Raw genomic sequence first — 23,844 nt, 5'->3', positions numbered from 1 at the left:
CGTGTACCAGGTGTACACCTCGGCGCAGGGAGACGGTCGCCTGCCCCGGATCCGCTCCGCCCTAGGCCGCTGGGGCCTTCACGGCGAGCACCTGGCAGTCGGCGTCGAGCAGGATCCGCTGGGCGTCGCTGCCGAGCAGGAACTTGCCCACAGCGGAGCGGTGCCGGATGCCGATGACGATCACGGACGCCCGGTGGCGGCCGGCGGCGGCCAGCACGGCACCGGGGATGTCGGGGTCGACCGGGCGTTCCACGCTCAGGCGCACGCCGGCCGTGGAGGCCCGTTCCTGCAGCGCGTCGAGGGCCTCGGCGCTGGCGAAGTGCGGGTCGACCAGGGCGTCGCCCTTGGTGGCGTTCACCAGCACGATGTCGCTGCCGCGGAAGACGGCCTGCTCCAGGGCGGCGGTGAAGGCGGCCTCGGCGGCGGGGTTGGGGACGTGGGCCAGGACTACGGTCACTGGTTCTGCTCCTCTTTCGGCTGGGTTGTCTCGGTGGTGGCCGGCCTGCGGACCAGACGCAGGGTCAGGGGGATCAGGACCACCAGGGCACAGATGACCAGGACGGTGGCGGAGAACGCGGTGGACCAGAGGGTGCTGACGTCGCCCTCGCTGATCGCCAGGGCCCGGCGCAGCTGCTGCTCGGCGATCGGGCCGAGGATCAGGCCGACCACGGCGGGAGCGACCGGCCAGCCGTAGCGCCGCATCACGAAACCCAGGGCGCCGATGGCGAACAGCAGGGCGACGTCGATGGCGGAGAGGTTGATCGTGTACGAGCCGAGGGCGGCGAACATCAGGATGCCCGCGTACAGGTAGGGGCGGGGGATGCGCAGCAGGCGCGTCCACAGGCCCACCAGGGGCAGGTTCAGCGCCAGCAGCAGCACGTTGCCGATGTAGAGGCTGGCCAGCAGGGCCCAGACCAGGTCGCCGTTGGTCTCGAACAGGGCCGGCCCGGGCTGCAGCCCGTACTGCTGGAAGGCGGCCAGGAGGACGGCGGCGGTCGCCGAGGTGGGGAGCCCGAGGGTGAGCAGGGGTACCAGAACACCGGCGGCGGCGGCGTTGTTGGCGGCCTCCGGCCCGGCCACGCCCTCGATCGCGCCCTTGCCGAACTCCTCGGGGTGCTTGGACAGGCGCTTCTCGGCGGCGTAGGACAGGAACGTGGGGATCTCGGCGCCGCCGGCCGGGAGGGTGCCGAAGGGGAAGCCGAGGGCGGTGCCGCGCAGCCAGGGTTTCCACGAGCGGCTCAGGTCCTGCCGGGTCATCCAGGGGCCGGAGACGTTGAGCAGCTGGGCCGGGGTGTGCCGCAGCCGGGAGGCCACCCACAGCGCCTCGCCCACCGCGAACAGGCCGACCGCCACCACGACCACGTCGACCCCGTCGGCCAGCTGCGGGATGCCGAGGGTGAGCCGGGACTGCCCGGTGAGCGCGTCGATGCCGACCAGGCCCAGGGTGAGACCGATCAGCAGGCTGGCCAGACCCCGCACCAGGCTGGCCCCGAGCACCGCCGAGACGGTCAGGAAGGCCAGGATCATCAGGGCGAAGTAGTCCTGCGGGCCGAGTTTCACGGCCAGGTCGGCGATCTGCGGGGCGATCAGGGTGAGCAGGATCGTGGCCAGGGTGCCGGCCACGAACGAGCCGATCGCGGCGGTGGCCAGGGCGGCCGCCCCGCGTCCGGCCTTGGCCATCCGGTTGCCCTCGAGGGCGGTGACGATGGACGAGGCCTCGCCCGGGGTGTTCAGCAGGATGGAGGTGGTGGAGCCGCCGTACATGCCGCCGTAGTAGATGCCCGCGAACATGATGAACGCGCCGGTCGGGTCGAGGGTGAAGGTGATCGGCAGCAGCAGCGCCACGGTCATCGCCGGGCCGATGCCCGGCAGCACCCCCACGGCGGTGCCGATCAGCACCCCGGCCAGCGCGTACAGCAGGTAGGTGGGGGTCAGCGCGTCCTGGAAGCCCTGCAGCAGCAGGTCGAAACTGCCCATCTCAGATCACCGCCTGGAGGATGCCGTTGGGCAGGTACACGCCGAGCAGGCGGGTGAACACGATGAAGGTGACGAACGGGGCCAGCAGGCTGACCGCGACCAGCGAGCGCGGGTTGCGGGCGCCCAGCGTCCAGGCCGTGCCGGCGAACAGGCCGATGGTCGAGAGCAGGTAGCCGACCGGTTCGAGGACCAGGACGTAGACGAGCATCAGTCCGGCCAGGGCGCCCAGGGTGGGCCAGCTGGTGCGGGCCTCGCTGTCCACGTCCTCGCCCTGCTCGGGCTCGGCCCGGTCGCCGCGCCAGACCGCCACCGCCAGCCACAGACCCACCACGATCAGGCCGCCGCCGACCACGTAGGGGAAGAACCGCGGGCCGATCGCGCCCTCGGTGGGCGGGGTACGCAGCCCGTGCCCGTCGATGATCATGTAGATGCCGACCAGGACGAGCAGAACGGCAGGGACGATCTCGGTCAGGCCGCGGTCCGTGTGGTCGGTCCCGTCGGTGTGGTCGGGTGTCTGCGGCGTGGAGGTCACTGGACCAGTCCGATCTTCGTCAGGGTCTCGCGGATCTCGGCCGACTGCTCCCGGAAGAACGGCTCGACCTCCGCGCCGACCAGGAAGGTGTCCTCCCAGCCGTTGGACTCCAGGGCCTCCTTCCACTGCGGGGTGCCGTGCACCTCGGTGAGGAACTGCTGGATGTCCTCGACCTGCTCGTCGGAGGTGCCGGGCGGGGCGAGAACCCCACGCCAGTTGGCCAGTTCGACGTCCACGTCCTGTTCCTGGAAGGTCGGCGCGTCCAGGGAGTCGAGTCGCTCGGGGGCGCTGACCGCCAGGACCCGCAGGTCTCCGGACTCGATCTGGCCGCCCCACTCCTGCACGTTCGAGATCCCGGCCGCGACCTTGCCTCCGAGGATGGCGGCCAGGGCCTCGCCGCCACCGGAGTAGGGGATGTAGTTGACCTCCCGCGGGTCCACGCCGACCGCCTCGGCGTACAGCCCGGCGGTGACCTGGTCGGTGCCGCCGGCCGATCCGCCGGCGATCGCGTGGCCCCCGGGATCGGACTTGAACGCCTCGGTGAAGTCGGCGAGGGTCTGGAACTTCGAGTCCTTGGGCACCACCAGCACGTGGTACTCGCCGGTGAGCCGGGCCACCGGCACCGCGTCGTCGATGGTGATCTGCGACTGGTTCACCGCGATCGCGCCGACCAGGGTGGCACCCATCACCAGCAGTTGCTTGGGGTCGTCGTCGGCCACGAACCGGGCCAGGCCGATCGTGCCGCCGGCCCCCTCCACGTTGATCACCTGGGTGTTCTTCACCAGGTCGGAGTCCTCGATGGCGGTCTGCAGCGACCGGGCGGTGCCGTCCCAGCCGCCGCCCGGCGCGGCCGGGGCGATGATCTGCAGACGCCCGGTGGACGGGAACCCGGAGGCGCTGTTGGTGGGGGCCTCCTGCCCGCAGGCGGTCAGGGTGGTCAGGGCCACCGCGCCCAGCCCGGCGACAACGATGGCACCGAGATGTCGTAGCGACACGCGAGCTCCTCTCCATCGGTGAGCTGCGGCACAAACTACGCACATCGGATCACCGGCACTAGCGTCCCGGGGCGACGAGTTCCGGCCCGGCTGTCGCTCCCGGACAACGCCCGTGGTCACCGGAGCCGACCGGTTGCTCCGGATTTGCACTGTTCCCCCCGAGCAGGAGGGGCCGATGACGGAAGAGGTGGATCGCCCGGGGAGGGCCGACGGAGCGCAGGCGGATCTGCGCTGGGTCCTGGAACGCCTGGACGAGCTCGGTCCAGAGGGGGTGATCCAGGGCTTGATCGTGGTGGCCGCCGAGAATCAGGCCCCGGCGTGGGGCAGCGTGAGTGGCGGCCGGGCCGAGCGGCTGGCCGGGGTGCTGCGCCGTCACGCGCACGCCCTGGAGCCCACCGATCCGCCCCAGGCGCTGCCGTCCCTGCTGCTGAATCGGCTGGCCGTCGAGCCGGAGTGGGCCGAATCGGCTCGGAATCTCCAGGAAGCGCTGAGTGGCAGCCGCTTTCGTTACGCATGGCGTCCCCCGGTAGAAGCGGACCCGGCGCTCATCGCCACCCTGCGCGGCCACGTCGGACCAGTCCTGGCCGTCTGTGCCAGCGCTGACGGCTCCTGGCTGGCCACCGCGGGAAGCGACCACACGGTGCGGCTCTGGGACGCCGGCACCTTCCGGCTGCGCGCGGTACTGGAGGGACACCAGGGCCCCGTCACTGCGGTGGCGGCGGCTGCGGACGGCTCCTGGATCGCCAGCGGCAGCACCGACCGCAGCGTCCGCATCTGGGACGCCACCACCTTCCAGGTCCGCACGACCCTGCCCGGGCACCGTCGCCCGATCACCGCCTTGGCGGCCGCTCCCGACGGCACCTGGATCGCCACCGGCAGCACCGGCGACGAGGTGCGCGTCCACGACACCCGATCCGGCCGCACCCGTGCCGTCCTGCGCGGCCAGAAAGGTCCGGTGACGGCCCTGGCCGTCACCGAAGACGGTTCGCGCCTTCTGGCCGGTGGGCACCGACAGGTCCTGAGTGCATGGACGTTCGACGGCCACGAGTTCACGGCCACCGCCCTGCCGCACCAGAAATCGGTCGTGGACCGGACGACGCTGGCCATCAGTGCGGACGGCCGCCAGTTCGCGACCGCGTTCGACTACACCGGGCCCGGAACGGGCTGCCCGGGTGCGGCCACGACCGAGTACTTCCCCCAGGAGGCCTGGGCGGGCAACTACATGGACGGCAGCGTCCGAGACACCACGGCGATGGCCTTCAGCCCGGACGGGTCCCTGTTCGCCGCGGCGGGGGACACCGGTATCTGCTGGTACGACGGGCTCTTCGTGGACGAGCGCCGTCCGGGAAACAGGTATCTGTCATCGGGCCGGCAGTACGCGCCGTTCACTGCAGTGGCCTTCAGCCCGGACGGGGCCTGGCTGGCCGGGTGTCCCTCTGACGGGACGGTGCGGATCTGGGCGATGTCCGGGCTCGTGCACCGACCGGAGCAGAAGGCCTCCGCCGCGCACCAACCGGACACAGCTCTGCCGATCGCGGTCAGCCCCGACCACCGCTGGGTCCTGACCCTGAGCGCCCGGACGGCCTACCGTGGGCAGCCCGACGATCGCGGTCGGGCCGAGATCTGGGACGCGGCCGAGCGCTCGGTGGTCGGCGTAGTGTCCGATGTCTGGCTGGAGCCACGTCTGTCCGCGAGCATCCGGGCCGAGATGGGGGCGCAGGGGGACTGGGCCATCGCGCTCGACCGTGCCCCGGTCCGGCTCTGGGCCGAGTCTCCGACCAAGGGGGAGAGCGAGCCCTCTGCGCGCTGGCACGACGTTGCATATCGCGGATCCCATGTCTGGGAGAGGACCTCGATCTCACGAACCGTCCTCGACCCCTGGGCCGTCCTGGCCGCCAGCCCGGAAGGTTCCTGGGTTGCGATCGCCGGCACTCACGGCGCCCACCTGATTCTCCGGTCGAGCATCACCGGAATGGGTGGACCCCACGGTCTGCCGGGCTCCCAGTTGCCGGACCCGGACGAACGACGCTGGACCGCTCGCCTTCCCCGGCGCCGGGCCAAGCGTGAGCCCGGCCGCCGGCTCGCCGCCGGCGCCGCCGGGCCGGACGGTTCCTGGCTGGCCGTCGGGGGAGAGTCGGGTGCGGTGCTGCTCTGGGACATGCGCCCGGTCCAGGCCGGTCGGCATGTCGACGCCTACGACCTGCAACCGCCCCGGCTCCTGCGTCGCCACACCGGCCCCGTCGCCGCCCTCCAAGCCGGCCCCGACGGCACCTGGCTGGCCAGCGGTGGCCAGGACCGACGCGTCCTGATCTGGGAAATGCCCGCCGGAACGGTGCTCTGCGAGCTGTTGGGCCACGAAACCGGGGTCTGCGTGCTGGCCCCGCATCCGGCGGGCCGACTGCTCCTGAGCGGTGGCCGCGAGAACCACGCCCAGATCTGGGACGTGAGTACCGGCGTCCGCACCCGCACCCTGAACTGGACGGGCGGCCTGCTCACCGCGGCCGCCTTCAGCCCGGACGGGCGTTGGCTGGCCACCGGGTGCGAGGACGGGACGATCCGGTTGTGGAGCGCGCTGGAGTGGCACTCCGTCACGATGATGCGGATCGACGACGAGGTCCTGCGGATCACCTGGGACCCGGCTTCGCGGCAGATCGCGGCCAGCGATCGGCACGGCGTGCATCTGCTCACGTATGTGACCTAGATGATCATCTGCGTGATCTCGGGGCCCACGCGCCCGGGATCCCTGCCAGGGGCTGACCGCTGGTCGCACGACACTGGGTGCCGCTGATGGGGGGCCACGGGCAGGCGTAGCGTCACTGCATGACCGTGCGCGCCTGGCCGGTGAAGCTGCCCGTCCTGGTCGTGGGCACGGGGATGGCCGGCCGGACCGCGGCGGCGCTGATCGCCCGCTGGGGTCTGGACGTGCGCCTGTTCGAGGCGAGCAGCACCCGTGATCCGGGCCGTTCCGCCGCCGAGCAGCCTTCTGAGGACGTGCTGGACATCTGGGAGACGATCGGGATCAGCCGCCGCTCCGTCGAGGCCGGGGGTCGGATCGACGATCTGCTGGACCAGGCTCTTGCCGGTCTTGGGGTGTTCACCTTCTGGGGGTACGAACTGGCCGGCCTGTCCCTGCAGGACGACCTGCTGCGTACCAGCTTTCGCTGTCGGGGCGGTGAAGTGAGTTTCGCGGGATCGCATCTGGTCCTGAGCGAAGCGGGCGCCGGCCCCGTGCTGGCGCGGGTGCTCACCCTCTCTGCCGGAGATGGGCTGGAAGCCGGTGTTCTGGATGCCGAGAATCTGTCTTGGAAGGTGTTTTTCGATGCCAATGGCTGGGGTGGTCCAGCGCTCCTGGGCAGCTACTACACCGAGCGCGCGACCCCGCCCCGCTGGTACGGCGACTCTGTGCTCACCACACCCGACCCCACTCGTCCTTCAATTGGTGCCCCAACCCCGGGCGCACTGATACCCGACATTGCGGTCGGACTGCCCGGGCGGCCCCGGGTGCGACGGCTGCGGGAGGTGGTGCGGGGTGGCTTCACGGTGCTGGTCGCCGACGGTAGGTACAGCGAAAAGCTTTACCGGGCGGCCGTATCGGTCTCCACCGCCCCGATCGACCTGGTGCCGCTCGACGGTGTCCATGGTGGTGACCGCGTCGTTCGGGCTCTGGGGATGCGGGCGGGGGAGGCCTGGCTGATCCGCCCGGACGCCTGTGTGGCGGCGGTGGTGGCGCAGGACGATCCCGCGGCGCTGACCCGGGCTCTGTTGCGGGCCCTCGGCCATCCCTAGCCCCGGCCGCTAGTAGATTGCCGCCATGCAATCTCCGGGTGTTCTTGAGTGGATCGGGCTGGCTCTGCAGTTCGTCGGTCTGGTGCTGGTGCTGCCCGGAGCCTTCCTGCTGTACCGCAACACGGTCGCCGACGGCCGGCGTCGCCGCGCCGAGGGCGTGGGTGGCTATCACCCGGGCGACAGCGCCCGCTTGGCCCGCCTGGTGCGCGCCGAGGAGCAGGACTGCGGCATGCCCGACACCGACCGCGTTCGGCTGAGCTCGCTGGCCCGCACCCTGCAGGCCCGCCGCCCCCTGGCCCTCCTGCTGGCCGCGGGCCCGCTGACCGCCTGGGGCCGGGTGCTGCTCGACGCCAATGCCGTGGTGATCGGCCTGGCCGTGCTGATGTCGCTGGTGCTGGTGGCCGTGGTGCAGATCGAGCGCCAGGCCCGGGACGGGAAGGCCTTCCGGCAGCGCTTCCCCGTCCCCGTGGCCTGATCTAGCTCACCCGGCGGCGGTCGAGGAACTCCCCGATCCGGCCGATCGCGTCCTTCAGCACCTCTGCGTGCGGCAGGGTGACGATGCGGAAGTGGTCGGGCGCCGACCAGTTGAAGCCCCGCCCGTGCACCACCATCACCTTCTGCTCCCGCAGCAGGTCGAGCACGAACGCCTCGTCGTCCTCGATCGGGAAGGCCTTACGGTCCAGCCGGGGGAAGCAGTAGAGCGCGCCGGTGGGCTTCACACAGCTGACGCCGTCGATCTGGTTGAGCATCTCCCAGGTCACGTCGCGCTGCTCGAGCAGCCGGCCGCCGGGCAGCAGCAGGTCGTTCAGGCTGTCCGAGCCGAGCGCGGTGGCGATCACGTGCTGCGAGGGCACGTTGGCGCACAGCCGCAGGTTGGCCATGATCTGCAGGCCCTCGAGGTAGTCGGCGGCCTGGTGCCGGGGCCCGGACACGACCATCCAGCCGGCCCGGAACCCGGCCACCCGGTAGGCCTTCGACAGGCCGTTGAAGGTCAGGCAGAACACGTCCGGGGCGAGCGCCGCGGTGGCCACGTGCTCGGCGTCGTCGTAGAGGATCTGGTCGTAGATCTCGTCGCTGAGCAGCATCAGGTCGTGACGCCGGGCGATCTCGACCAGCCCTTCGAGGATCTCGCGCGGGTAGACCGCACCGGTCGGGTTGTTCGGGTTGATGATCACCAGGCCCACCGTGCGGTCGGTGATCTTCGCCTCCACGTCGGCCAGGTCGGGCAGCCATCCGGAGGTCTCGTCGCACACGTAGTGCACCGCCCGGCCGCCGGCCAGCGTGGTGGTAGCCGTCCAGAGCGGGTAGTCGGGGCTGGGCACCAGCAGTTCGTCACCGTCGTTGAGCAGGGCCTGCAGCGCCATGCTGATCAGCTCGGAGACCCCGTTGCCGAGCCACACGTCCTCGATGTCGAACTCGGTGACGCCCTTGGCGCGGTGGTACTGCACCACCGCCCGCCGGGCCGGGACGATGCCCTTGGCGTCGCTGTAGCCGTGCGCGCCGGGCAGCTGCAGGATCATGTCGCGCAGGATGTCCTCGGGCGCCTCGAAACCGAACGGCGCCGGGTTGCCGATGTTCAGCCGCAGGATCTGGTGCCCCTGGGCCTCCAGTCGCATGGCCTCGGCGAGCACCGGCCCGCGGACGTCGTAGGCAACGTGGTTGAGCTTGCGCGACTGTCGGATCTCCACGCGCGTCAGAGTAGCCCTCGGCCCTGGCCCCACCGGAGTCCGGTGACGCTCGCCGACCAGTGGCGTGGCAGCCGTGACGTATGGGGCGGACCACACATCTGTCCTCGCTCTGGACAAAAACCACGCCGGCTTGTCAGGTAGAAAGGGAACAGGTGCCCAACGGGGAGGGTGCGATGAGAACCGTGCTGAAGCGGCGGAACTGCCTGAGACGGCCCGTGCCGTGCTGAGCCTGGACATCCCGGTGGTGACGGTCCACGGCGAGGCGTCCCGGGTGGTGGTGCGGCTGCAGGAACCCGATGCGGTGGAGTTCTGGTACGCCGAGATCCGGCACGGGGTGGTCCCGATCCCCTGGCTGAACGCCTGGGTCACCCAGCTCACACCACGGATGCCCGGTCGTTTCGGCGGGGTTGTACTCTCGGCCGGGCCCTCGGGCGAGGTGCTGCTGTCCATCCCGCCGGAGATCATCGACCACGCGGTGGCGACCGCCGACCTCGCCGCCCTGCGGTCCGCCGGTCGGCGACGGGCCCGGCCGACCTAGGAATTCTTGGGAGGTTACTACCGGTGGATGGTTGGTGAGGGTGTTGCCTCCAGCCCGCGCGAGCACCCACCATCCACTCAGGTCCCAGGCTTCCCCGGCGGAAAGGAGATGAAGACAGCGACTCCCGGTCAGACCGTAAAGTCGCGGTCGCAAAAGTTTACGGATCGTCGCGCTCTGCAGCACATGAAACTCCCTATCCCGCCGGGGCAGTGTGTCCGGTCTCAACCTGGGGCATGGTCTGGATCTGAGCAGCCCGAAACGGTCCACGGTCAGGAGCAGACGTTTTCCGAGGCCGGTCGGTGCCGCAACAGGTCCGAGATCTGGGCAGCGAGTTCTCGCACGGCCGCCTCCAGCCGGGGGCCGTCGGTGGCGAAGTACTCGACGGTGCCGACCAGGCAGGCCGCGGCCACCACGGCTCCGCTGGAGTCGTGCACGGGGGCGGTGACCGACTGCATGCCGGTGTCGTCGAAGGGTTCCATGGAGATCGCCCCCTCCTGCACGACCTGGCGCACGCGGCGCAGGAACCGGTCGAGCTCCAGGCGGGTGTAGCGGGGTGGGAAGAGCTCGGCGATCTCCGGCAGGTCCAGGTCCATCACGAGCACCGGCCCGCCGTCGGAGCCGATGATCGGGTGGGCCCGGCCGAGCCACGGCGACATCCGCAGGCCCGCGCCGGGCGAGGAGAGGTGCTCGACCAGCGTGAGACTGCGCATGCCGCGCAGAACGGTGAGGAACACACAGGTCTGGGTGAGTTCGGCGGTGCGTTCGGCCAGCGGGGAGGCGTGCCGCACCAGGGTCGGCGCCACGATGCTGCGGTGCCAGGCGTGCACCGCCCAGCTGAGCCGGTAGCGGGCGGGTCTGCTGTCCTGGTCGACCGGGACGACCAGGCCGGTCCGGGTGCAGGAGTCGAGCAGGCGCTGGGTGCGGTCGGCGCGCAGACCGACGGCGCGGGCGGTGCCGGTTGCGGTGTCGGGCGCGGTGGCCAGGTGCTTCAGGATCAGCAGGGATGCCTCCAGTGCAGTGGTTCTCGGGCCGGTTGACGGGGTTTCGGTGATCTCGGACGCCCAGTGGTGGGCGATGGCCGGCTCGATGCTGCGGCGCGCGATCTGGACCGCGCGCCGGGCGCTGGAACCGTGCTGCGGCAGGCGATTGACCGGCATCCGTACGGCCACCACGGCCACGCTCTCGCCGGCCGGGCCCAGCACCGGTGCCGCGATCTCCGCACACCGGCCGATCGTCGACTCGAAGGTCTCTTCCGCCTGGTCCGCGCGCTCGGCCCGGATCATCGCGCTGTGCTCGTCCTCGACCAGGTCGCCCGGATCGGCCGGGGCGTGCAGTGTCCACAACGACTCGACCATGGCGGTGATCTGCAGGCCGGGCCCGGAGCGGGCGGCCAGACAGACGGTTTCGCCGGTCTGATGGGCGGCCAGGGTGAGCGCGTATCGCAGCGCGTGGGCGTAGGGGGCGGCGGCGCGGCCGGAGAGCCGGACGGCTTCGGGACCCAGGAGGTAGGTGCCGTAGGCCTCGCCGGCCTCCAGCAGGCCCAGTCCTTGTAGCTCCGAACACAGCCGGGAGGTCTGGCTGAGTGAGGCGCCCAGGTCGCGGGCGATCGAGCCGACCGGTACGGCGATGGTGGGATCGCCTCGCCCGGCGATCATTTGAACGATTGTTAACGCGGTCGACACGCGAGCGGTCATTGCCTCCCCCTTCACAGAACCGGCAATCTCCCTGGCTGAAGATTGCGTCCCATACCTACCACGAGCGCTGCGTCCGAGAACCCTGCTATAGCGTCCGCCAGATACTCGGCTGTCGAGAGTTGCTTGCTCATAGCCGTTCTCGTCAGGTCCGGAACTGGAGGAGGGACTTCATGGAGACGTTCGACGTGGCCGTGGTCGGCCTCGGGGCGCTGGGCAGTGCCGCCGCCTACCACCTGAGCCGGAAGAACGCCCGCGTGGTGGCTTTCGAGCAGTTCGAGCTCGGGCACGTGCGCGGCGCCTCGCACGACACCTCCCGCATCATCCGCACGTCGTACGGCTCGGAGCCCTACGTGCGGCTCGCGCAGTCGGCCTACCGGGACTGGGCGGACTTCGAACAGGCCTCGGGTGAGCGCCTGGTCACGGTCACCGGGGGTGTGGTGTTCATCCCCAAGGCCGGCCCCTACTCGGCGGCCGACTTCGCCACCAGCCTGACCGCGGCGCAGGTGCCCTACGAGCTGCTCACCCCCGAGCAGGTGGCGCGGCGCTGGCCCCAGTTCCGGCTCACCGACGACGTGGAGACGGTCTACACGGCCGACACCGGCATCGTGCACGCCTCCCGCTCGGTCGCCGCGTTCCAGATGCAGGCCCGGATGCACGGGGCGCAGCTGCGCGACCGCACGCCGGTGCTGCGGCTGACGCCCACCGAGGGCGGCGTGATCGTGCACACGCAGGGCGGGGACGTGCTGGCCGGCAAGGTGGTGCTGGCGGCCGACGCCTGGACCAACACGCTGCTGGAGCCGCTGGGTGCGCAGATACCGTTGATCACCATGCAGGAGCAGGTCACCTACTTCCGGCCCGGTGATCCGGAGCAGTTCGACCGGGAGCGGTTCCCGGTGTGGATCTGGGAGGACGACGAGTGTTTCTACGGCTTCCCGACCTACGGTGAACCGACCGTGAAGGCCGCCCGCGACCTGTCCAACAACCTGATGAGCCCGGCCGAGCGCACCTTCGCCCCCTCGCCGGCCCTGCTCGAGGAGCTGGGCGGGTTCATGGGGCGCACGATCCCCGGCAGCGGAGAAGTACTGCGCACGGTCACCTGCCAGTACGCGATCACCCCCGACCGCAATTTCGTGATCAGCCCGCTGGAGCGCCATCCCGACGTGCTGGTGGCCCTCGGGGCCGGTCACGCGTTCAAGTTCGCCCCGGCGATCGGGCGGGTCCTGGCCGAGCTCGCGCTCGAGGGCAGTACCAGTGACGACATCTCGGCCTTCGAGGCCCCGACGACAGTGGGTGCGGCATGAGTGAAGTGCAGTTGCGGAACGCTCGTCTGCTGAAGAGCGAAGAGATTGTGGACGTGGTGGTCGCCGGCGATCGGGTCGCCCGGATCACCCCGGCCGGCACCGAGCCGCAGTCCGGTGCCGCGGTGGACCTCGACGGACGGGTCCTGGTGCCCGGCTTGTGGGACGAGCACCTGCACTTCACCCAGTGGACGATCCAGCAGTCGCGGCTCGACCTGACCCGCACCACCAGTGCGGTCGACGTGCTCGAGGCGGTCCGGCGGGCGCTGCCCGACGTCACCGGAGAGTTCCTGTCGGGGTACGGCTTCCGCGACGGCAACTGGCCGGAGCCGCCCTCGCTGGTCGGGCTGGACGCGGTCACCGGGGCGGTGCCGGTCGTGCTGATCAGCGGGGACCTGCACTGCGCGTGGATGAACTCGGCGGCCGCGGCCCGGCTGGGCGCGCAGCCGGACGGGTTCGGCCTGGTGCGCGAGACGGCCTGGTTCGAGGCCGGGCGTCACCTGATCGAGGCCGCCCCGCCCACGCTCGCCCAGTACGCGGCGGCGGCGCAGGCGGCGGCCCGGCGCGGGGTGGTCGGCGTGGTGGAGTTCGAGAACGAGGACAACGTCACCGACTGGCCGGCCCGGGTCGCGCAGGGCGTGGACAGCCTGCGGGTCGAGGTGTCGGTCTGGCCGGAGCGGCTGGAGGCGGCGATCGCGGGCGGCCACCGCACCGGCGACGTGCTGGACGAGCGCGGCCTGATCACGATGGGCCCGCTCAAGGTGGTGGTGGACGGCTCGCTGAACACCCGCACGGCGCTGTGCTGGGACCCGTACCCCGGCCTGGAGCACGACCTCGTGCACGGCTGCGGGGTGGCCGCCGTGACCCCGGACGAGCTGCGCGAGCTGCTGCGGCGCGCGGGGGCCAACGGCGTCGGGGCCGCCGTGCACGCGATCGGCGACCGGGCCAACTCCGAGGTCATCGGGATCTTCGAGGAGCTGGGCCTGCCCGGCAGCATCGAGCACGCCCAGCTCGTCGACGAGGCGGACTTCGCCCGCTTCGCGCGGCTCGGCCTGGTGGCCAGCATCCAGCCCGAGCACGCCATGGACGACCGGGACGTGGCCGACCGGCACTGGGCCGGGCGTACCGGCCGGGCGTTCGCCTACGGTTCGCTGCACCGGGCCGGCGCCACGCTGCGCTTCGGTTCCGACGCCCCGGTGGCCCCGCTCGACCCGTGGCAGGCGGTGGCGGCGGCCACCTCGCGCAGCCGCGACGAGCGTGAGCCCTGGCACCCGGAGCAGCGGGTGCCGCTGGACGTGGCCCTGGCCTCGAGCATGCGCGGACGTCTGCGCCCGCAGGTCGGGGACGTGGCCGACCTGGCCGTGCTGGAGGCCGACCCGTTCGTGGTCACGGCCAAGGAACTGCGGGCCCTGCCGGTGGCGGCGACGCTGGTGGGCGGCCGGTTCACCCACGACACCCTGACCGGGAGCGCGTGATGCGTCATGCTCCCCACTACGCGGTGCCCGAGGTGGAGGAGGTGCGCCGGATGATCGCCGCCCACCCGTGGGCCACACTGATCAGCCACACCTCCACCGGCCTCGTGGTCTCGCACTACCCGGTCCTGCTCGAGGGGGAGCCCAGCCCAGAACACCCGGAACACCCGGAGCACCTGGTGCTGCTCGGGCACGTCGGCCGCCCCGACGAGCAGCTGCACGAGCTGGGCCGGCACGAGGTCGTGATGGTGTTCTACGGGCCCAGCGGCTACGTCTCGCCGAGCTGGTACGACCTGCCGATCGGGGTGCCGACCTGGAACTTCGAGGTGGTGCACGCCTACGGGGTGCCGCAGATCCTGTCCGACGCCGAGAACCTGCGCGAGCTGGAGCGTCTGGTCGACCACTTCGAGGACCCGCTGCCCAACCCCTTCCGGATGCGCGCCACGCTGGCCAACGAGGCCTACGCCGAGCGGATCGTGCGGGGCACGGTGGGCTTCCGGATGCGGGTGACCCGGTTCGAGGCGAAGAACAAGATGAGTCAGGACAAACCCGCGCCCGTGCGGGAGCGGATCGTCGCGGCCCTGCGGGCGTCCGGCCCCTACCACAACCCGGAACTGGCCGACCGGGTGGACAGTTCGAGGGCTGGGGTTGGCAGGGTCCACGAGGGCACCGGCTGAAGGTGGGCCGCCTGCCGGCCGGACCGGCAGGCGGGTCGTCGCTCAGGCCGGGACCGGGCTGCCGAGCATGCCGAACAGGTCCTTGGGGTCGTCCGGGCCGGCGATCAGGTCGATCCGCTCGGCGAAACAGGTGCCGGTGAGCGCCTCCCGCACGTAGGTCAGGGCGGTGAAGTCCTCGATCGCGAACCCGACCGAGTCGAACACCGTGGTGCGCTCCGGGCCGACCCGGCCCGGGCTCTGCCCGGCGATCACCCGCCACAGCTCGGTGACCGGGAAATCGGCTGGCTGCAGCTGGATCTCACCCTCGATCCGGGTCTGCTCGGGGTACTCGACGAAGACGTCGGCTCCGGCCACGATCCGCGGGTCGAGCTCGGTCTTGCCCGGGCAGTCGCCGCCCACGGCGTTGATGTGCACGCCGGGGTGGATGTCGGCCAGGTCGAGCACGGCGGCGTTGGCCTTGTCCGCGGTGCAGGTGGTGACGATCTGCGCGCCGCGTACGGCCTGGGCGGGGGAGTCGGTGACCTCCACCTCGAAGCCCTGGGGGGTGAGGTTGCGCACCAGCTTGGCGCAGGCCTGCGGGTCGACGTCGAACACCCGCAGCCGGCGCACCCCCAGCTGCGAGCGCACGCCCAGGGCCTGGAACTCGGCCTGTGAACCGGCCCCGATCATGGCCATCACCTCGGCCTGGCGCGGGGCCAGCCAGCGGGCCGCCAGGGCCGAGGTGGCGGCGGTGCGCAGGGCGGTCAGCAGGGTCATCTCGCTGATGAAGGTGGGGTAACCGGTGAACACGTCGGCCAGCACCCCGAACGCGCTGACCGTCTGCAGGCCGTGCCGGGGATTGCCCGGGTGCCCGTTGACGTACTTGAACGCGTACTGCTCGCCGTCGGTGGTCGGCATCAGCTCGATCACCCCGACGTCCGAGTGCGAGGCCAGGCGCGGGGTCTTCTCGAACTGCGGCCAGCGCCGGAAGTCGCGTTCCAGGGCGTCGGTCATACCGGCGATGACGGCCTCCGGGCCGGTGGCCGCGACCCACTGGGCCATGTTGCTCACGCTCACGAAATGCATGCCTCAACGGTAGTTTTCGCCGCTGCAGGCGGACAATCGACGAACCGGGCGATCTGCCCGGCCCGACCGCGCAGATCGCCGGGTGTCACCGGGCAGATCGCCACCGACCTCAGGAGGTACCCCCAGTGGACGACCTGGACCGCCGCCTCGTCGCCGCCCTGCGGGCCGACGCCCGTGAGCCGGCCGCCTCGCTGGCCCGCCGCCTGGGAGTCACCCGCGGCACCGTCACCCAGCGCATCGAACGTCTCCAGAACAGCGGCGTGATCCTGGGTTTCACCGCCCGCGTGCGCGACGAGACGGTGGGGGACGTGCGGGCGGTCTCGTTCATCGAGATCGAGGGCCGGGCCACCGCCCAGGTGATCGAGGGGCTGCGTGGGCTGCCGCAGATCGTGTCGCTGCACACCACCAACGGCGCCTGGGACCTGGTCGCCGACATCCGCGCCACCTCGCTGTCGGAGTTCGACGCGGTGCTGGGGCGGATCCGCTCGGTGGACGGTGTGCTGAACTCCGAGACCAGCCTTCTGCTGTCCTCCCTGCTCCTGTGAACGCCGTTTTCGTGCCGTCAACACAATGCCGCCCGATTCTTTGCTTTCCCGGCACATTGTCCGGTGAATCAGCGCTTCCTAGCCTCGACACATGGACCCGGCGGGTCCCTCCCCACACAGCAGGTCGAGTCCCATCGCTACGAGTCGGAGGACGACTGCAATGACCAGGAAACACTCCCCGGCCGGGGCGGTGGCTGCCACCTCCGCGATCGCCGCGCTCACGCTCACCGCGTGCGGCGGCGGCAGCGGCGGCGGCACCGAGGCGGCGTCCACCACCTACGTCTCCGGCGGCACGTTCAACGTGGCCCTGAACGACGACCCGGGCAGCCTCTCCCCGCTGAACGGGGTCTCGCTGGTGCAGCGGGCCCTGGTGCCCTACGCCTACGACTCGCTGGTGCACACCACCGCCCAGGGCGAGTTCCAGCCCTGGCTGGCCGAGAGCTGGAAGGAGACGCCGACCTCCATCACCTACACCCTCAAGGAGGGCGTCACCTGCTCCGACGGCAGCGCCTTCAGCGCCGCCACGGCCGCCGCGAACATCAACTACCAGGCCGACGAGAAGAACGGCACGTTCTGGCACGGCTCCAACATCACTGCCGACATGTCCGCCGAGGCCGACGGCAACCAGCTGACCATCACCAGCAAGACCACCAACCCGTTCCTGCTCTCGTCCACCGGCGCGGTCGAGATGGTCTGCCAGAAGGGCCTGGACGACCCGGACACGCTGAAGGACGCCACCGACGGCACCGGCCTGTTCCAGCTCACCAAGGCCCAGGCCGGCAGCGAGTACACCTACACCAAGCGCGACGACTACACCTGGGGCCCGCAGGGCGTCACCAGCGACACCGAGGGCCTGCCCGACACCGTGGTGGGCAAGGTGGTCACCGACGAGTCCACCGCCGCGAACCTGCTGCTGTCCGGTGGCCTGAACGCGGCCGGCATCGCCGGTTCCGACCGCGACCGGCTCGAGGCGGCCGGGCACAGCAACAAGGGCGTGCCCAACCCGATCGGCGAGATGCTGTTCAACGAGCGCCCCGATCGGCCCACCGCCGACGAGAAGGTACGCCAGGCCCTCACTCTCGCGCTGAACCGGGAGGCCGTCGGCGACATCGTCACCAACGGCCACCGCACCGAGATGACCTCCCTGGTGGTGCAGACGCCCCTGCTGTGCGTGGCCGGTGGGCCGAAGTGGACGCTGCCCGCCAGCGACCCGCAGAAGGCCGGCACGCTGCTCGACGAGGCCGGTTACGCCGTCGGTGCCGACGGTGTGCGGGCCAAGGACGGCAAGCCGCTGAGCATCCGGTTCCTCTACGACGCGGGCACCCCCAGTCACGCGGCCGCGGCCGAGGAGGTGCAGGCCGAGTGGAAGGAGATCGGCGTGCAGACCGAGCTGGTCGCCGAGGACCCCACCGGCTGGTCCACCGACCTGTACCAGACCTACGACTGGGAAACCGGTTTCATCCAGCTCGCCCCCGGTACCCCGTTCGTCCTGAGTCTGTTCTTCTACGGCGCCACCTCGGAGGAGGGCGGCTACAACTTCATGGGGGTGAAGAACCCGGAGTACAACGCGCTGGCCGAGAAGGCCTTCACCGCCGAGGACTCGCAGACCGCCTGCGGCATCTGGCAGGACGCCGAGGCCGAGCTGGTGAACCGCGCCGACGTGTACCCGCTGGCGCAGACCGAGTCGCCGATCTTCTTCGCCGGCGCCACCGCCGAGGTCGCCGGTTCGGTGCTGCCCACCAGCATCCGGATGCTGGGCCGAGAATGACCACAGCCCCGGTCCTGCCGGACGCCGCGCCCCCGTCCCGCTCCGTGGCGGGGGCGCCGCGGCTGGTCTTCCTGCTGCGGCGCCTGACCCGCGCCGCCGTCTCCCTCGCCGTGGTGCTGGTGGCGGTGTTCTTCATGGTCCAGTTCGTGCCCGGCGACCCGGTGCGCGCCGCCCTGGGCCCGACCGCGCCGGTGGCCACGGTGAACGCGCTGCGCGAGCAACTGGGCGTCGACCGCCCGCTGGGCACCCAGTTCGCCGACTACCTGGGCGGGCTGCTGCGCGGCGACCTGGGGCTCTCGGTCACCTCGCAGCGCCCGGTCACCGAGATGCTCGGCGAGCGGCTGCCGACCACCCTGACCCTGGCCGTCGTCGCCTTCCTGGTGGCCGTGGTGGGCGCGTTCCCCCTCGGGGTGGCCACCGCCGTCTCGGCCCGCTCGGGTCGCCACCGCATCCTCGACCTGGGCGTCTCCGGCCTGCTCGGCGTCCTCGTGGCGATCCCCAACTTCCTGCTGGCGGTGCTGCTGGTGGCCACCCTGAGCATCGGCCTGGGGATGTTCCCGCCGGCCGGGTGGGGCAGCCCCGCCGAGGCCGTGCTGCCGGTGGTCGCGCTGGCTGCCGGCCCGCTGGCCTACCTGGCCCGGATCGTCCACGTGGAGATGCTGCGGGTCCTCGAGACGCCGTACCTGACCACCGCCCGCAGCAAACGGCTGCCCGGCCGCCTGCTCTACCTGCGCCACGCCCTGCCCAACATCGTCGCGGCCGCGCTGACCGCCGGTGGCGTCGTGCTGGTCGGGCTGGTGGCCGGCACGGTGCTGGTCGAGACCGTGTTCACCGTGCCCGGCATCGGGTCGATGATCGTCTCCTCGATCACCGCCAAGGACTACCCCCTGATCCAGGGCGTCGTGCTGGTGTACGCCCTGCTCGTGCTGGGGGCCAACCTGGTCATCGACCTGGCCCTGGCGATCCTCGATCCGCGCTCGGCGATGGCGGAGGCCTGATCCATGAAACGTCCTTCTCCGCAGGGCATCGCGATCACTCTCGGGCTGCTGGTCCTGCTCGCCGCGGCGCTGCTGGGCCCGGTGCTGTTCGCCGACGCGGCCACCGAGCGCAACATCGCCGACCGGCAGGCCCCGGCCGGCCCGGAGCACTGGTTCGGCACCGACGACCTGGGCCGGGACCTGTTCGCCCGGGTGGTCGTGGCCACCCGTCTGTCGATGCTGCTGACCCTGGGGGCCGTGGGCATCTCGGTGGTCGGCGGGGTGCTGCTGGGGGTGACCGCGGCCGTGCTGCCGCGCCTGCCCCGGCGCCTGCTCACCGGCCTCATCGACATCCTGCTGTCGTTCCCCTGGCTGCTGCTGGCGCTGTTCTTCTCGGTGATCTGGGGAGCGACCTCCACCGGGGCGATGCTGGCCATCGGCTTCGCCGGCATCCCGGTGTTCGCCCGCCTGGTCTCCACCCTGGCCGCATCGGTGGCCAACACCGACTACGTGCGCGCGGCCGGGCTTCTGGGCAGCAACCCGGTGCGCACCGCAGCCCGGCACGTGCTTCCCAACATCCTGCCGCCCCTGGTGGTGAACGTGGCCGCCCACGCCTCGGTCACGCTGCTGTCGTTCGCCGCACTCAGCTTCCTGGGGCTGGGCGTGCAGGCGCCGGAGTACGACTGGGGCCGGCTGCTGAACGCAGGCGCCAAGGACATCTACCGCGAGCCGATGGCCGCCATCGGGCCCGGCATCGCGATCGTCCTCACCGGCGTGCTGTTCTCGCTGCTGGGCGAACTGCTCAGCCAGGAACGCAGACACAGCGTGCGTGCCGTCCGCTCCCGCAGCGCGGCCCCGGCGCCGGAGGCCGACGAGGCCGTCGTCGAGGTCAAGGACCTGCGCGTCTCGTTCCGGGCCGACGACGGCTCGTTCGTGGAGCGGGTGCACGGCATCGACCTGACCATCGCCCCCGGCGAGGTCGTCGGCGTGGTGGGCGAGTCCGGCTCGGGCAAGTCGGTGACCGCGATGGCGATCGCCGGGCTGCTCGGGCCGCAGGCCCGGGTGGAGTGTGAGCGGCTGCTGTTCCGGGGCATCGACATGACCGCCCGGCCCACCGCCGCGCAGCGCCGGCAGCTCGGCCTGGAGCAGGCGATGATCTTCCAGGACCCGCTCTCCTCGCTGAACCCGGCCCTTTCCGTGGGGCGCCAGCTCACCGAGGTCAGCCAGGTGCACGCCGGGGTGGGCCGGGCCGCGGCCGCCGCCAAGGCGCTGCGGGCCCTGCAGCTGGTGCGCATCCCCGATCCGGCCCAGCGCATCCGGCAGCTGCCGCACGAGTTCTCCGGCGGCATGCGCCAGCGGGTGATGATCGCGATGGGCCTGATGGGCTCGCCGCGGCTGATCGTCGCCGACGAGCCGACCACCGCCCTCGACGTCACCGTGCAGCGTCAGGTGCTGCGGGCCCTGCAGGACGCCCGGGAGCAGACCGGTGCGGCCATCCTGCTCATCTCGCACGACATCGCGCTGGTGAGCGGATTCTGCGACCGCATCGTGGTGATGCGGGACGGGGTGGTGGTGGAGCGGCTGGCCGCCGCCGACCTGAGCCGGGCCCAGCACCCCTACACGCGGGGGCTGATCGCCTGTGTGCCCGACATGAACACCGACCGCTCGAAACCGCTGCCGGTGATCGGGGTGGCCGCCGACGAGGCGGCTCCGGCCGAGCAGGAGGTGACGGTATGAGCGAACTGGTCTTCGACCGGGTCAGCGTGCGGTTCGGCGGGCACCGGGCGGTGGACGACGCTTCCCTGGTGGTCCGGCCGGGCACCACGCTCGGGCTGGTGGGCGAGTCCGGGTCGGGCAAGTCCACCCTGGCCCGGGTGGCCGTGGGCCTGGAACGGGCAGCCACCGGCACCGTCCGCCTCGACGGGGCCGAGCTCACCCGGCAGACGCGCCGCCGGGTGCAGCTGGTCTTCCAGGACCCGCTGGCCGCGCTCGACCCCCGGATGCCGGTGGGCACCTCGGTGGCCGAAGGGCTGCTGGCCACCGGGCGGCGCTGGAGCGGCGCCGAGCGTCAGGCCCGGGTCCGTCAGCTGCTCGAACTGGTGCACATCGATCCGGAGCGGGCCCGCGAGCGGCCCGACCGGTTCTCCGGCGGCCAGCGGCAGCGCATCACCATCGCCCGGGCCCTGGCCGCCGAGCCCGCGGTGCTGATCGCCGACGAGATCACCTCGGCGCTGGACGTGAGCGTGCAGGGCGTGGTGCTGAACCTGCTGCGCGAACTGCGTGCCGAACTGGACCTGACCATGCTGTTCATCTCGCACAACCTGGCCGTGGTGCGCTACGTCAGCGACGACGTGGCGGTGATGCGCAACGGCCGGATCGTCGAGAACGGGCCCACCGAGACGGTTCTGCAGGACCCGGCCGACCCGTACACCCGTGAGCTGTTGCGTTCCATCCCCGTCATCGGCCAGCCCCTCGATCTCAAGGACGCCTGATGCCCCTGTTCACTACCCCCGCCGGGGTGGAGGTCTACTACGAGACCGACGGCGACCCCGCGCACCGGGCGCTGGTGCTGTTGCACGGTGGCGGGGCCCAGCTGATCGGCTGGGCCGACGAGTTCGTGGCGCTGCTGGTGAAGGCCGGCTTCTTCGTGGTGCGCCCGGACAACCGCGACGTGGGACTGTCGCAGCAGACCGGCGGCCCGGACGAGCTGAGCGCCGGCTACGACCTGAACGACATGGCCGACGACGTGATCGCCCTGCTGGATCACCTGGGCATCGAGCGGGCCCACCTGACCGGCATGTCGATGGGCGGATTCATCGCCCAGCTGGTCGCGATCCACCGGCCCGAGCGGGTGGCCAGCCTGGGGCTGATGTCGACCTCGCCCTCCAGCGCGCCCGAGTTCCTGGTCGGGGAGCACGGGGACGGGCAGCCGGTGACGGCCGCGCCCGAACTGCTCGACCACGACGCCTACGTCACCATGTTCGTGGGCGGCCAGAAGCACTACCAGTCGCCCGGATTCCCGTTCGGCGCCGAGGAGTCGGCCGCCCTGGGCAGCCACTACTACCGGCGCATCTACCGGCCCGACGGGCTGGTGCGGCAGTGGAACGCGATGCTGCGCGGCCCGCTGGAACGGCGTGAGCAGTTGCGCGGCCTGAACATCCCGGCGGTGGTGATCCACGGCATGCGCGACCAGGTCCTGCACCACAGCGCGGCCACGGCCTTCGCCGAGCTGTTGCCGCAGGCCGAGATTCACCTGTACGCGCAGATGGGCCACGACATACCCCGGCAGCTGTGGCCCGAGTTCGTCGCCGTGCTGTCGCGCACGGCCGACATCGGTTCAGCGCCGGCCGGCGCCCAGTAGCCGCACCCGGCAGGCCAGTTCGAGAGCGAAGCGGGTGTCCGGGTCGTCCAGGTCGAGCTTCAGTTCCTCTCGCACCCGCTTGAGCCGGTAGCCCACGGCGTTGGGGTGCAGGTTCAGCTCCCGCCCGGCGTGGGCCAGCGAGTTGCGGTGCGAGAGGTAGGAAAGCAGCGTCACCACCGAGGTGTGCGCCCGCTCGGGGCCCAGCGCGTCGAGCGGGTGCAGGATGTCGGCCAGCAGGCTGCGGCTGGTGGGTGAGGCGTACAGGTCCAGCAGGACCCGGCGCAGCCCGGTGACGTCGGTGAGCTCCACGCTGCCCAGACGTCCGGCCGCGACGGCCGACTCGGCGGCGATGCGGGCCTCGGCGGCCGAGGAGCGCAGACCGCCCGCGCCCAGCTGCGGGGTGCCCAGGCCGAGCGTGTAGGCCCACTCGGGACCGGCCAGGTTCTGCGCGTGGGCCTGCACCCGCTCGGCCACCTCGCGCAGCCGGCGCTGGTGGTCGCCGGCGCCGTGTTCCTCGGTGCAGACCAGGATCAGGTCGTCCTGCACGAAGGCCACGTGCCACATCTCCGGGCGTTCCTCGGCCAGTTGCAGGGCGAAGAGCTCCACGGCCGGCTGCACACTGCGCGGTGCCCGTGCCTCGGGTGTGAGCAGGCTGGTGGGCCGCAGCCAGCCGGCCGCGTGGGACAGCTGCAGGGGCAGGCCGAGCCGGGCCGCGCGGCCGACGAAGCCCTCCACCCGCGAGGACTCGGCCAGGATCAGCTCGACGATCAGGTCGGCCCGCGACTGGGTGGGCGCGAACCGGTCGCTGATCCGGCGCTGCGCCGCCCGGGACATCAGCGACGCGATCACCGGGCGGGCCACCGCCACCGCCGGGTCGAGCTCCGAGCCGGCCAGCCGGCCGATCGGCACCTCGCCCACGCACACCGCGTCGGTCGCCGACCACCGCACGTCCGGATCCTCGACCAGCACCAGGTCGGCACCCAGGGCGTGGTTGGCCGCGGCCAGGATGCTCTCCGGCGAGCCTTCGGCCGCCGCCTCGGAGGCCTTGGCGATGCCGTGCGAGGCCCGCATGATCGCCTCCGAGGCGCCCGCCGACAGCAGCCGGTCGACCGTCATCGCCAGCTCGGCGGGGCGCACCTTCGGGGCCGCGAAAACCGTTACGCCACCGCGTTCGGCCAGGATTCGCGCGGTCGAGGGCAGCGACAGGCCGGTGGTGAACACCAGACCCGCCACCTCGCGCGCACTGGCCTGGCGCAGGGCCACGTCGAGGCGGTAGGGCGGCGGGGGAGTGTCGCCCGGGACGATCACCAGGGAACCGGCCGGCACGCTGCCCAGCCGCTCCAGCGTGGCCACCTCCACCCGCGCCACCACCCGGCCGCCGGCCGGACCGGCGCTGAGCGTCAGGCCGAGACGTTCGGCCTGCGCGGCGAGATCGGCGATCGTCACTTGTGCCATCGCCACAGTATGACCA

Annotated in this window: 20 protein-coding genes and 1 pseudogene; 13 read left to right on the top strand and 8 right to left on the bottom strand. The window is 71.6% G+C overall.

What is annotated here, in order from left to right; translation table 11 throughout:
- Positions 1-61: 61 nt before the first annotated feature.
- From QSK18_RS19390 to QSK18_RS19375, 4 genes are read right to left on the bottom strand one after another with little or no spacing between them, the layout of a single operon-like run.
- Positions 62-457 carry a universal stress protein gene (locus tag QSK18_RS19390; RefSeq protein ID WP_285621345.1) on the bottom strand — a complete coding sequence of 132 codons (396 nt, stop codon included), beginning with the start codon at positions 455-457 and terminating at the stop codon, positions 62-64.
- Positions 454-1,977 (bottom strand): tripartite tricarboxylate transporter permease, encoded by a 1,524-nt coding sequence (locus QSK18_RS19385; RefSeq protein WP_232809594.1) that lies wholly within the window; start codon positions 1,975-1,977, stop codon positions 454-456. Before QSK18_RS19385 ends, QSK18_RS19390 begins: the two co-directional genes overlap by 4 nt.
- 1 nt (position 1,978) lies before the next feature.
- The gene (locus QSK18_RS19380; RefSeq protein WP_232809595.1) at positions 1,979-2,509 is read right to left on the bottom strand and encodes a tripartite tricarboxylate transporter TctB family protein; all 531 of its coding nucleotides are present in this window, start codon (positions 2,507-2,509) and stop codon (positions 1,979-1,981) included.
- Positions 2,506-3,504 (bottom strand): Bug family tripartite tricarboxylate transporter substrate binding protein, encoded by a 999-nt coding sequence (locus QSK18_RS19375; RefSeq protein WP_232809596.1) that lies wholly within the window; start codon positions 3,502-3,504, stop codon positions 2,506-2,508. Before QSK18_RS19375 ends, QSK18_RS19380 begins: the two co-directional genes overlap by 4 nt.
- A gap of 175 nt (positions 3,505-3,679) precedes the next feature.
- Between QSK18_RS19375 and QSK18_RS19370 the strand changes: the two genes are divergently transcribed.
- The 3 genes from QSK18_RS19370 (at position 3,680) to QSK18_RS19360 (ending at position 7,765) form a co-directional block, all read left to right on the top strand.
- On the top strand, positions 3,680-6,205 hold the full coding sequence (locus tag QSK18_RS19370; protein ID WP_285621339.1) for a WD40 repeat domain-containing protein: 2,526 nt from the start codon (positions 3,680-3,682) through the stop codon (positions 6,203-6,205).
- A gap of 119 nt (positions 6,206-6,324) precedes the next feature.
- Positions 6,325-7,290, top strand: coding sequence for an aromatic-ring hydroxylase C-terminal domain-containing protein (locus QSK18_RS19365; protein WP_232809598.1), 966 nt, complete (start codon positions 6,325-6,327; stop codon positions 7,288-7,290).
- Positions 7,291-7,315: 25 nt separating this feature from the next.
- On the top strand, positions 7,316-7,765 hold the full coding sequence (locus QSK18_RS19360) for a hypothetical protein (protein ID WP_232809599.1): 450 nt from the start codon (positions 7,316-7,318) through the stop codon (positions 7,763-7,765).
- A 1-nt stretch (position 7,766) separates the two neighbouring features.
- Here QSK18_RS19360 and QSK18_RS19355 read toward each other — a convergent pair whose 3' ends face one another.
- Positions 7,767-8,978 (bottom strand): pyridoxal phosphate-dependent aminotransferase, encoded by a 1,212-nt coding sequence (locus QSK18_RS19355; RefSeq protein WP_232809600.1) that lies wholly within the window; start codon positions 8,976-8,978, stop codon positions 7,767-7,769.
- Positions 8,979-9,198: 220 nt separating this feature from the next.
- Here QSK18_RS19355 and QSK18_RS19350 point away from each other — a divergent pair, with 220 nt between their 5' ends.
- Positions 9,199-9,516 (top strand): hypothetical protein, encoded by a 318-nt coding sequence (locus QSK18_RS19350; RefSeq protein ID WP_232809601.1) that lies wholly within the window; start codon positions 9,199-9,201, stop codon positions 9,514-9,516.
- Positions 9,517-9,785: 269 nt separating this feature from the next.
- Here QSK18_RS19350 and QSK18_RS19345 read toward each other — a convergent pair whose 3' ends face one another.
- Positions 9,786-11,210: an IclR family transcriptional regulator domain-containing protein gene (locus QSK18_RS19345; RefSeq protein WP_232809602.1), complete on the bottom strand. Its 1,425-nt coding sequence runs from the start codon at positions 11,208-11,210 to the stop codon at positions 9,786-9,788.
- A 170-nt stretch (positions 11,211-11,380) separates the two neighbouring features.
- Between QSK18_RS19345 and solA the strand changes: the two genes are divergently transcribed.
- Genes solA through QSK18_RS19330 form a run of 3 tightly spaced genes read left to right on the top strand, consistent with a single transcriptional unit; the run spans position 11,381 to position 14,657 of the window.
- On the top strand, positions 11,381-12,511 hold the full coding sequence (solA, locus tag QSK18_RS19340) for an N-methyl-L-tryptophan oxidase (RefSeq protein ID WP_232809603.1): 1,131 nt from the start codon (positions 11,381-11,383) through the stop codon (positions 12,509-12,511).
- Positions 12,508-13,983, top strand: a complete 1,476-nt coding sequence (locus QSK18_RS19335) for an amidohydrolase (protein ID WP_232809604.1) — start codon at positions 12,508-12,510, stop codon at positions 13,981-13,983. Before solA ends, QSK18_RS19335 begins: the two co-directional genes overlap by 4 nt.
- The gene (locus QSK18_RS19330) at positions 13,983-14,657 is read left to right on the top strand and encodes an FMN-binding negative transcriptional regulator (RefSeq protein WP_232809605.1); all 675 of its coding nucleotides are present in this window, start codon (positions 13,983-13,985) and stop codon (positions 14,655-14,657) included. The genes QSK18_RS19335 and QSK18_RS19330 overlap by 1 nt, the downstream gene beginning before the upstream one ends.
- Before the next feature lie 42 nt (positions 14,658-14,699).
- Here the strand turns inward: QSK18_RS19330 and ocd are convergent, their stop codons facing one another.
- The gene (ocd, locus tag QSK18_RS19325) at positions 14,700-15,722 is read right to left on the bottom strand and encodes an ornithine cyclodeaminase (protein ID WP_285621325.1); all 1,023 of its coding nucleotides are present in this window, start codon (positions 15,720-15,722) and stop codon (positions 14,700-14,702) included.
- A gap of 125 nt (positions 15,723-15,847) precedes the next feature.
- On the opposite strand from ocd, the gene QSK18_RS19320 reads away from it, so the two are divergent.
- The 6 genes and pseudogenes from QSK18_RS19320 (at position 15,848) to QSK18_RS19295 (ending at position 22,373) form a co-directional block, all read left to right on the top strand.
- Positions 15,848-16,267, top strand: a complete 420-nt coding sequence (locus QSK18_RS19320; protein WP_285621322.1) for an Lrp/AsnC family transcriptional regulator — start codon at positions 15,848-15,850, stop codon at positions 16,265-16,267.
- 160 nt (positions 16,268-16,427) lie between these two features.
- Positions 16,428-18,035, top strand: a complete 1,608-nt coding sequence (locus QSK18_RS19315) for an ABC transporter substrate-binding protein (RefSeq protein ID WP_285621318.1) — start codon at positions 16,428-16,430, stop codon at positions 18,033-18,035.
- Positions 18,032-19,033, top strand: coding sequence for an ABC transporter permease (locus tag QSK18_RS19310; RefSeq protein ID WP_285621315.1), 1,002 nt, complete (start codon positions 18,032-18,034; stop codon positions 19,031-19,033). Before QSK18_RS19315 ends, QSK18_RS19310 begins: the two co-directional genes overlap by 4 nt.
- A gap of 3 nt (positions 19,034-19,036) precedes the next feature.
- Positions 19,037-20,749, top strand: a complete 1,713-nt coding sequence (locus QSK18_RS19305) for a dipeptide/oligopeptide/nickel ABC transporter permease/ATP-binding protein (RefSeq protein WP_285621312.1) — start codon at positions 19,037-19,039, stop codon at positions 20,747-20,749.
- Positions 20,746-21,468: pseudogene (locus QSK18_RS19300) on the top strand (ABC transporter ATP-binding protein); the annotation flags it as partial. The gene QSK18_RS19305 and the pseudogene QSK18_RS19300, both read left to right, overlap by 4 nt.
- Before the next feature lie 35 nt (positions 21,469-21,503).
- On the top strand, positions 21,504-22,373 hold the full coding sequence (locus tag QSK18_RS19295) for an alpha/beta fold hydrolase (RefSeq protein ID WP_285621309.1): 870 nt from the start codon (positions 21,504-21,506) through the stop codon (positions 22,371-22,373).
- Here the strand turns inward: QSK18_RS19295 and QSK18_RS19290 are convergent.
- Entirely contained in the window at positions 22,350-23,828 is a 1,479-nt protein-coding gene (locus QSK18_RS19290) for a PucR family transcriptional regulator (RefSeq protein WP_285621306.1), read from the bottom strand. The two genes, QSK18_RS19295 and QSK18_RS19290, sit on opposite strands and share 24 nt — an antisense overlap.
- Positions 23,829-23,844: the final 16 nt, after the last annotated feature.

Origin of the sequence: Kineosporia sp. NBRC 101677, from assembly GCF_030269265.1 — a bacterium.
GTDB lineage: Bacteria > Actinomycetota > Actinomycetes > Actinomycetales > Kineosporiaceae > Kineosporia > Kineosporia rhizophila.
The sequence above is the reverse complement of the archived record's forward strand: the minus strand, read 5'-3'. Positions and strand labels throughout refer to the sequence as shown.

What these genes read in the sequence shown, in the direction of transcription:
- QSK18_RS19385 (WP_232809594.1), bottom strand. Translation starts at nt 1,977, where the DNA reads ATGGGCAGTTTCGACCTGCTGCTGCAGGGCTTCCAGGACGCGCTGACC.
- QSK18_RS19335 (WP_232809604.1), top strand. Translation starts at nt 12,508, where the DNA reads ATGAGTGAAGTGCAGTTGCGGAACGCTCGTCTGCTGAAGAGCGAAGAG.
- QSK18_RS19295 (WP_285621309.1), top strand. Translation starts at nt 21,504, where the DNA reads ATGCCCCTGTTCACTACCCCCGCCGGGGTGGAGGTCTACTACGAGACC.
- QSK18_RS19360 (WP_232809599.1), top strand. Translation starts at nt 7,316, where the DNA reads ATGCAATCTCCGGGTGTTCTTGAGTGGATCGGGCTGGCTCTGCAGTTC.
- QSK18_RS19365 (WP_232809598.1), top strand. Translation starts at nt 6,325, where the DNA reads ATGACCGTGCGCGCCTGGCCGGTGAAGCTGCCCGTCCTGGTCGTGGGC.
- QSK18_RS19315 (WP_285621318.1), top strand. Translation starts at nt 16,428, where the DNA reads ATGACCAGGAAACACTCCCCGGCCGGGGCGGTGGCTGCCACCTCCGCG.
- QSK18_RS19290 (WP_285621306.1), bottom strand. Translation starts at nt 23,828, where the DNA reads ATGGCACAAGTGACGATCGCCGATCTCGCCGCGCAGGCCGAACGTCTC.
- QSK18_RS19330 (WP_232809605.1), top strand. Translation starts at nt 13,983, where the DNA reads ATGCGTCATGCTCCCCACTACGCGGTGCCCGAGGTGGAGGAGGTGCGC.
- QSK18_RS19345 (WP_232809602.1), bottom strand. Translation starts at nt 11,210, where the DNA reads ATGACCGCTCGCGTGTCGACCGCGTTAACAATCGTTCAAATGATCGCC.
- QSK18_RS19370 (WP_285621339.1), top strand. Translation starts at nt 3,680, where the DNA reads ATGACGGAAGAGGTGGATCGCCCGGGGAGGGCCGACGGAGCGCAGGCG.
- ocd (WP_285621325.1), bottom strand. Translation starts at nt 15,722, where the DNA reads ATGCATTTCGTGAGCGTGAGCAACATGGCCCAGTGGGTCGCGGCCACC.
- QSK18_RS19310 (WP_285621315.1), top strand. Translation starts at nt 18,032, where the DNA reads ATGACCACAGCCCCGGTCCTGCCGGACGCCGCGCCCCCGTCCCGCTCC.
- solA (WP_232809603.1), top strand. Translation starts at nt 11,381, where the DNA reads ATGGAGACGTTCGACGTGGCCGTGGTCGGCCTCGGGGCGCTGGGCAGT.
- QSK18_RS19305 (WP_285621312.1), top strand. Translation starts at nt 19,037, where the DNA reads ATGAAACGTCCTTCTCCGCAGGGCATCGCGATCACTCTCGGGCTGCTG.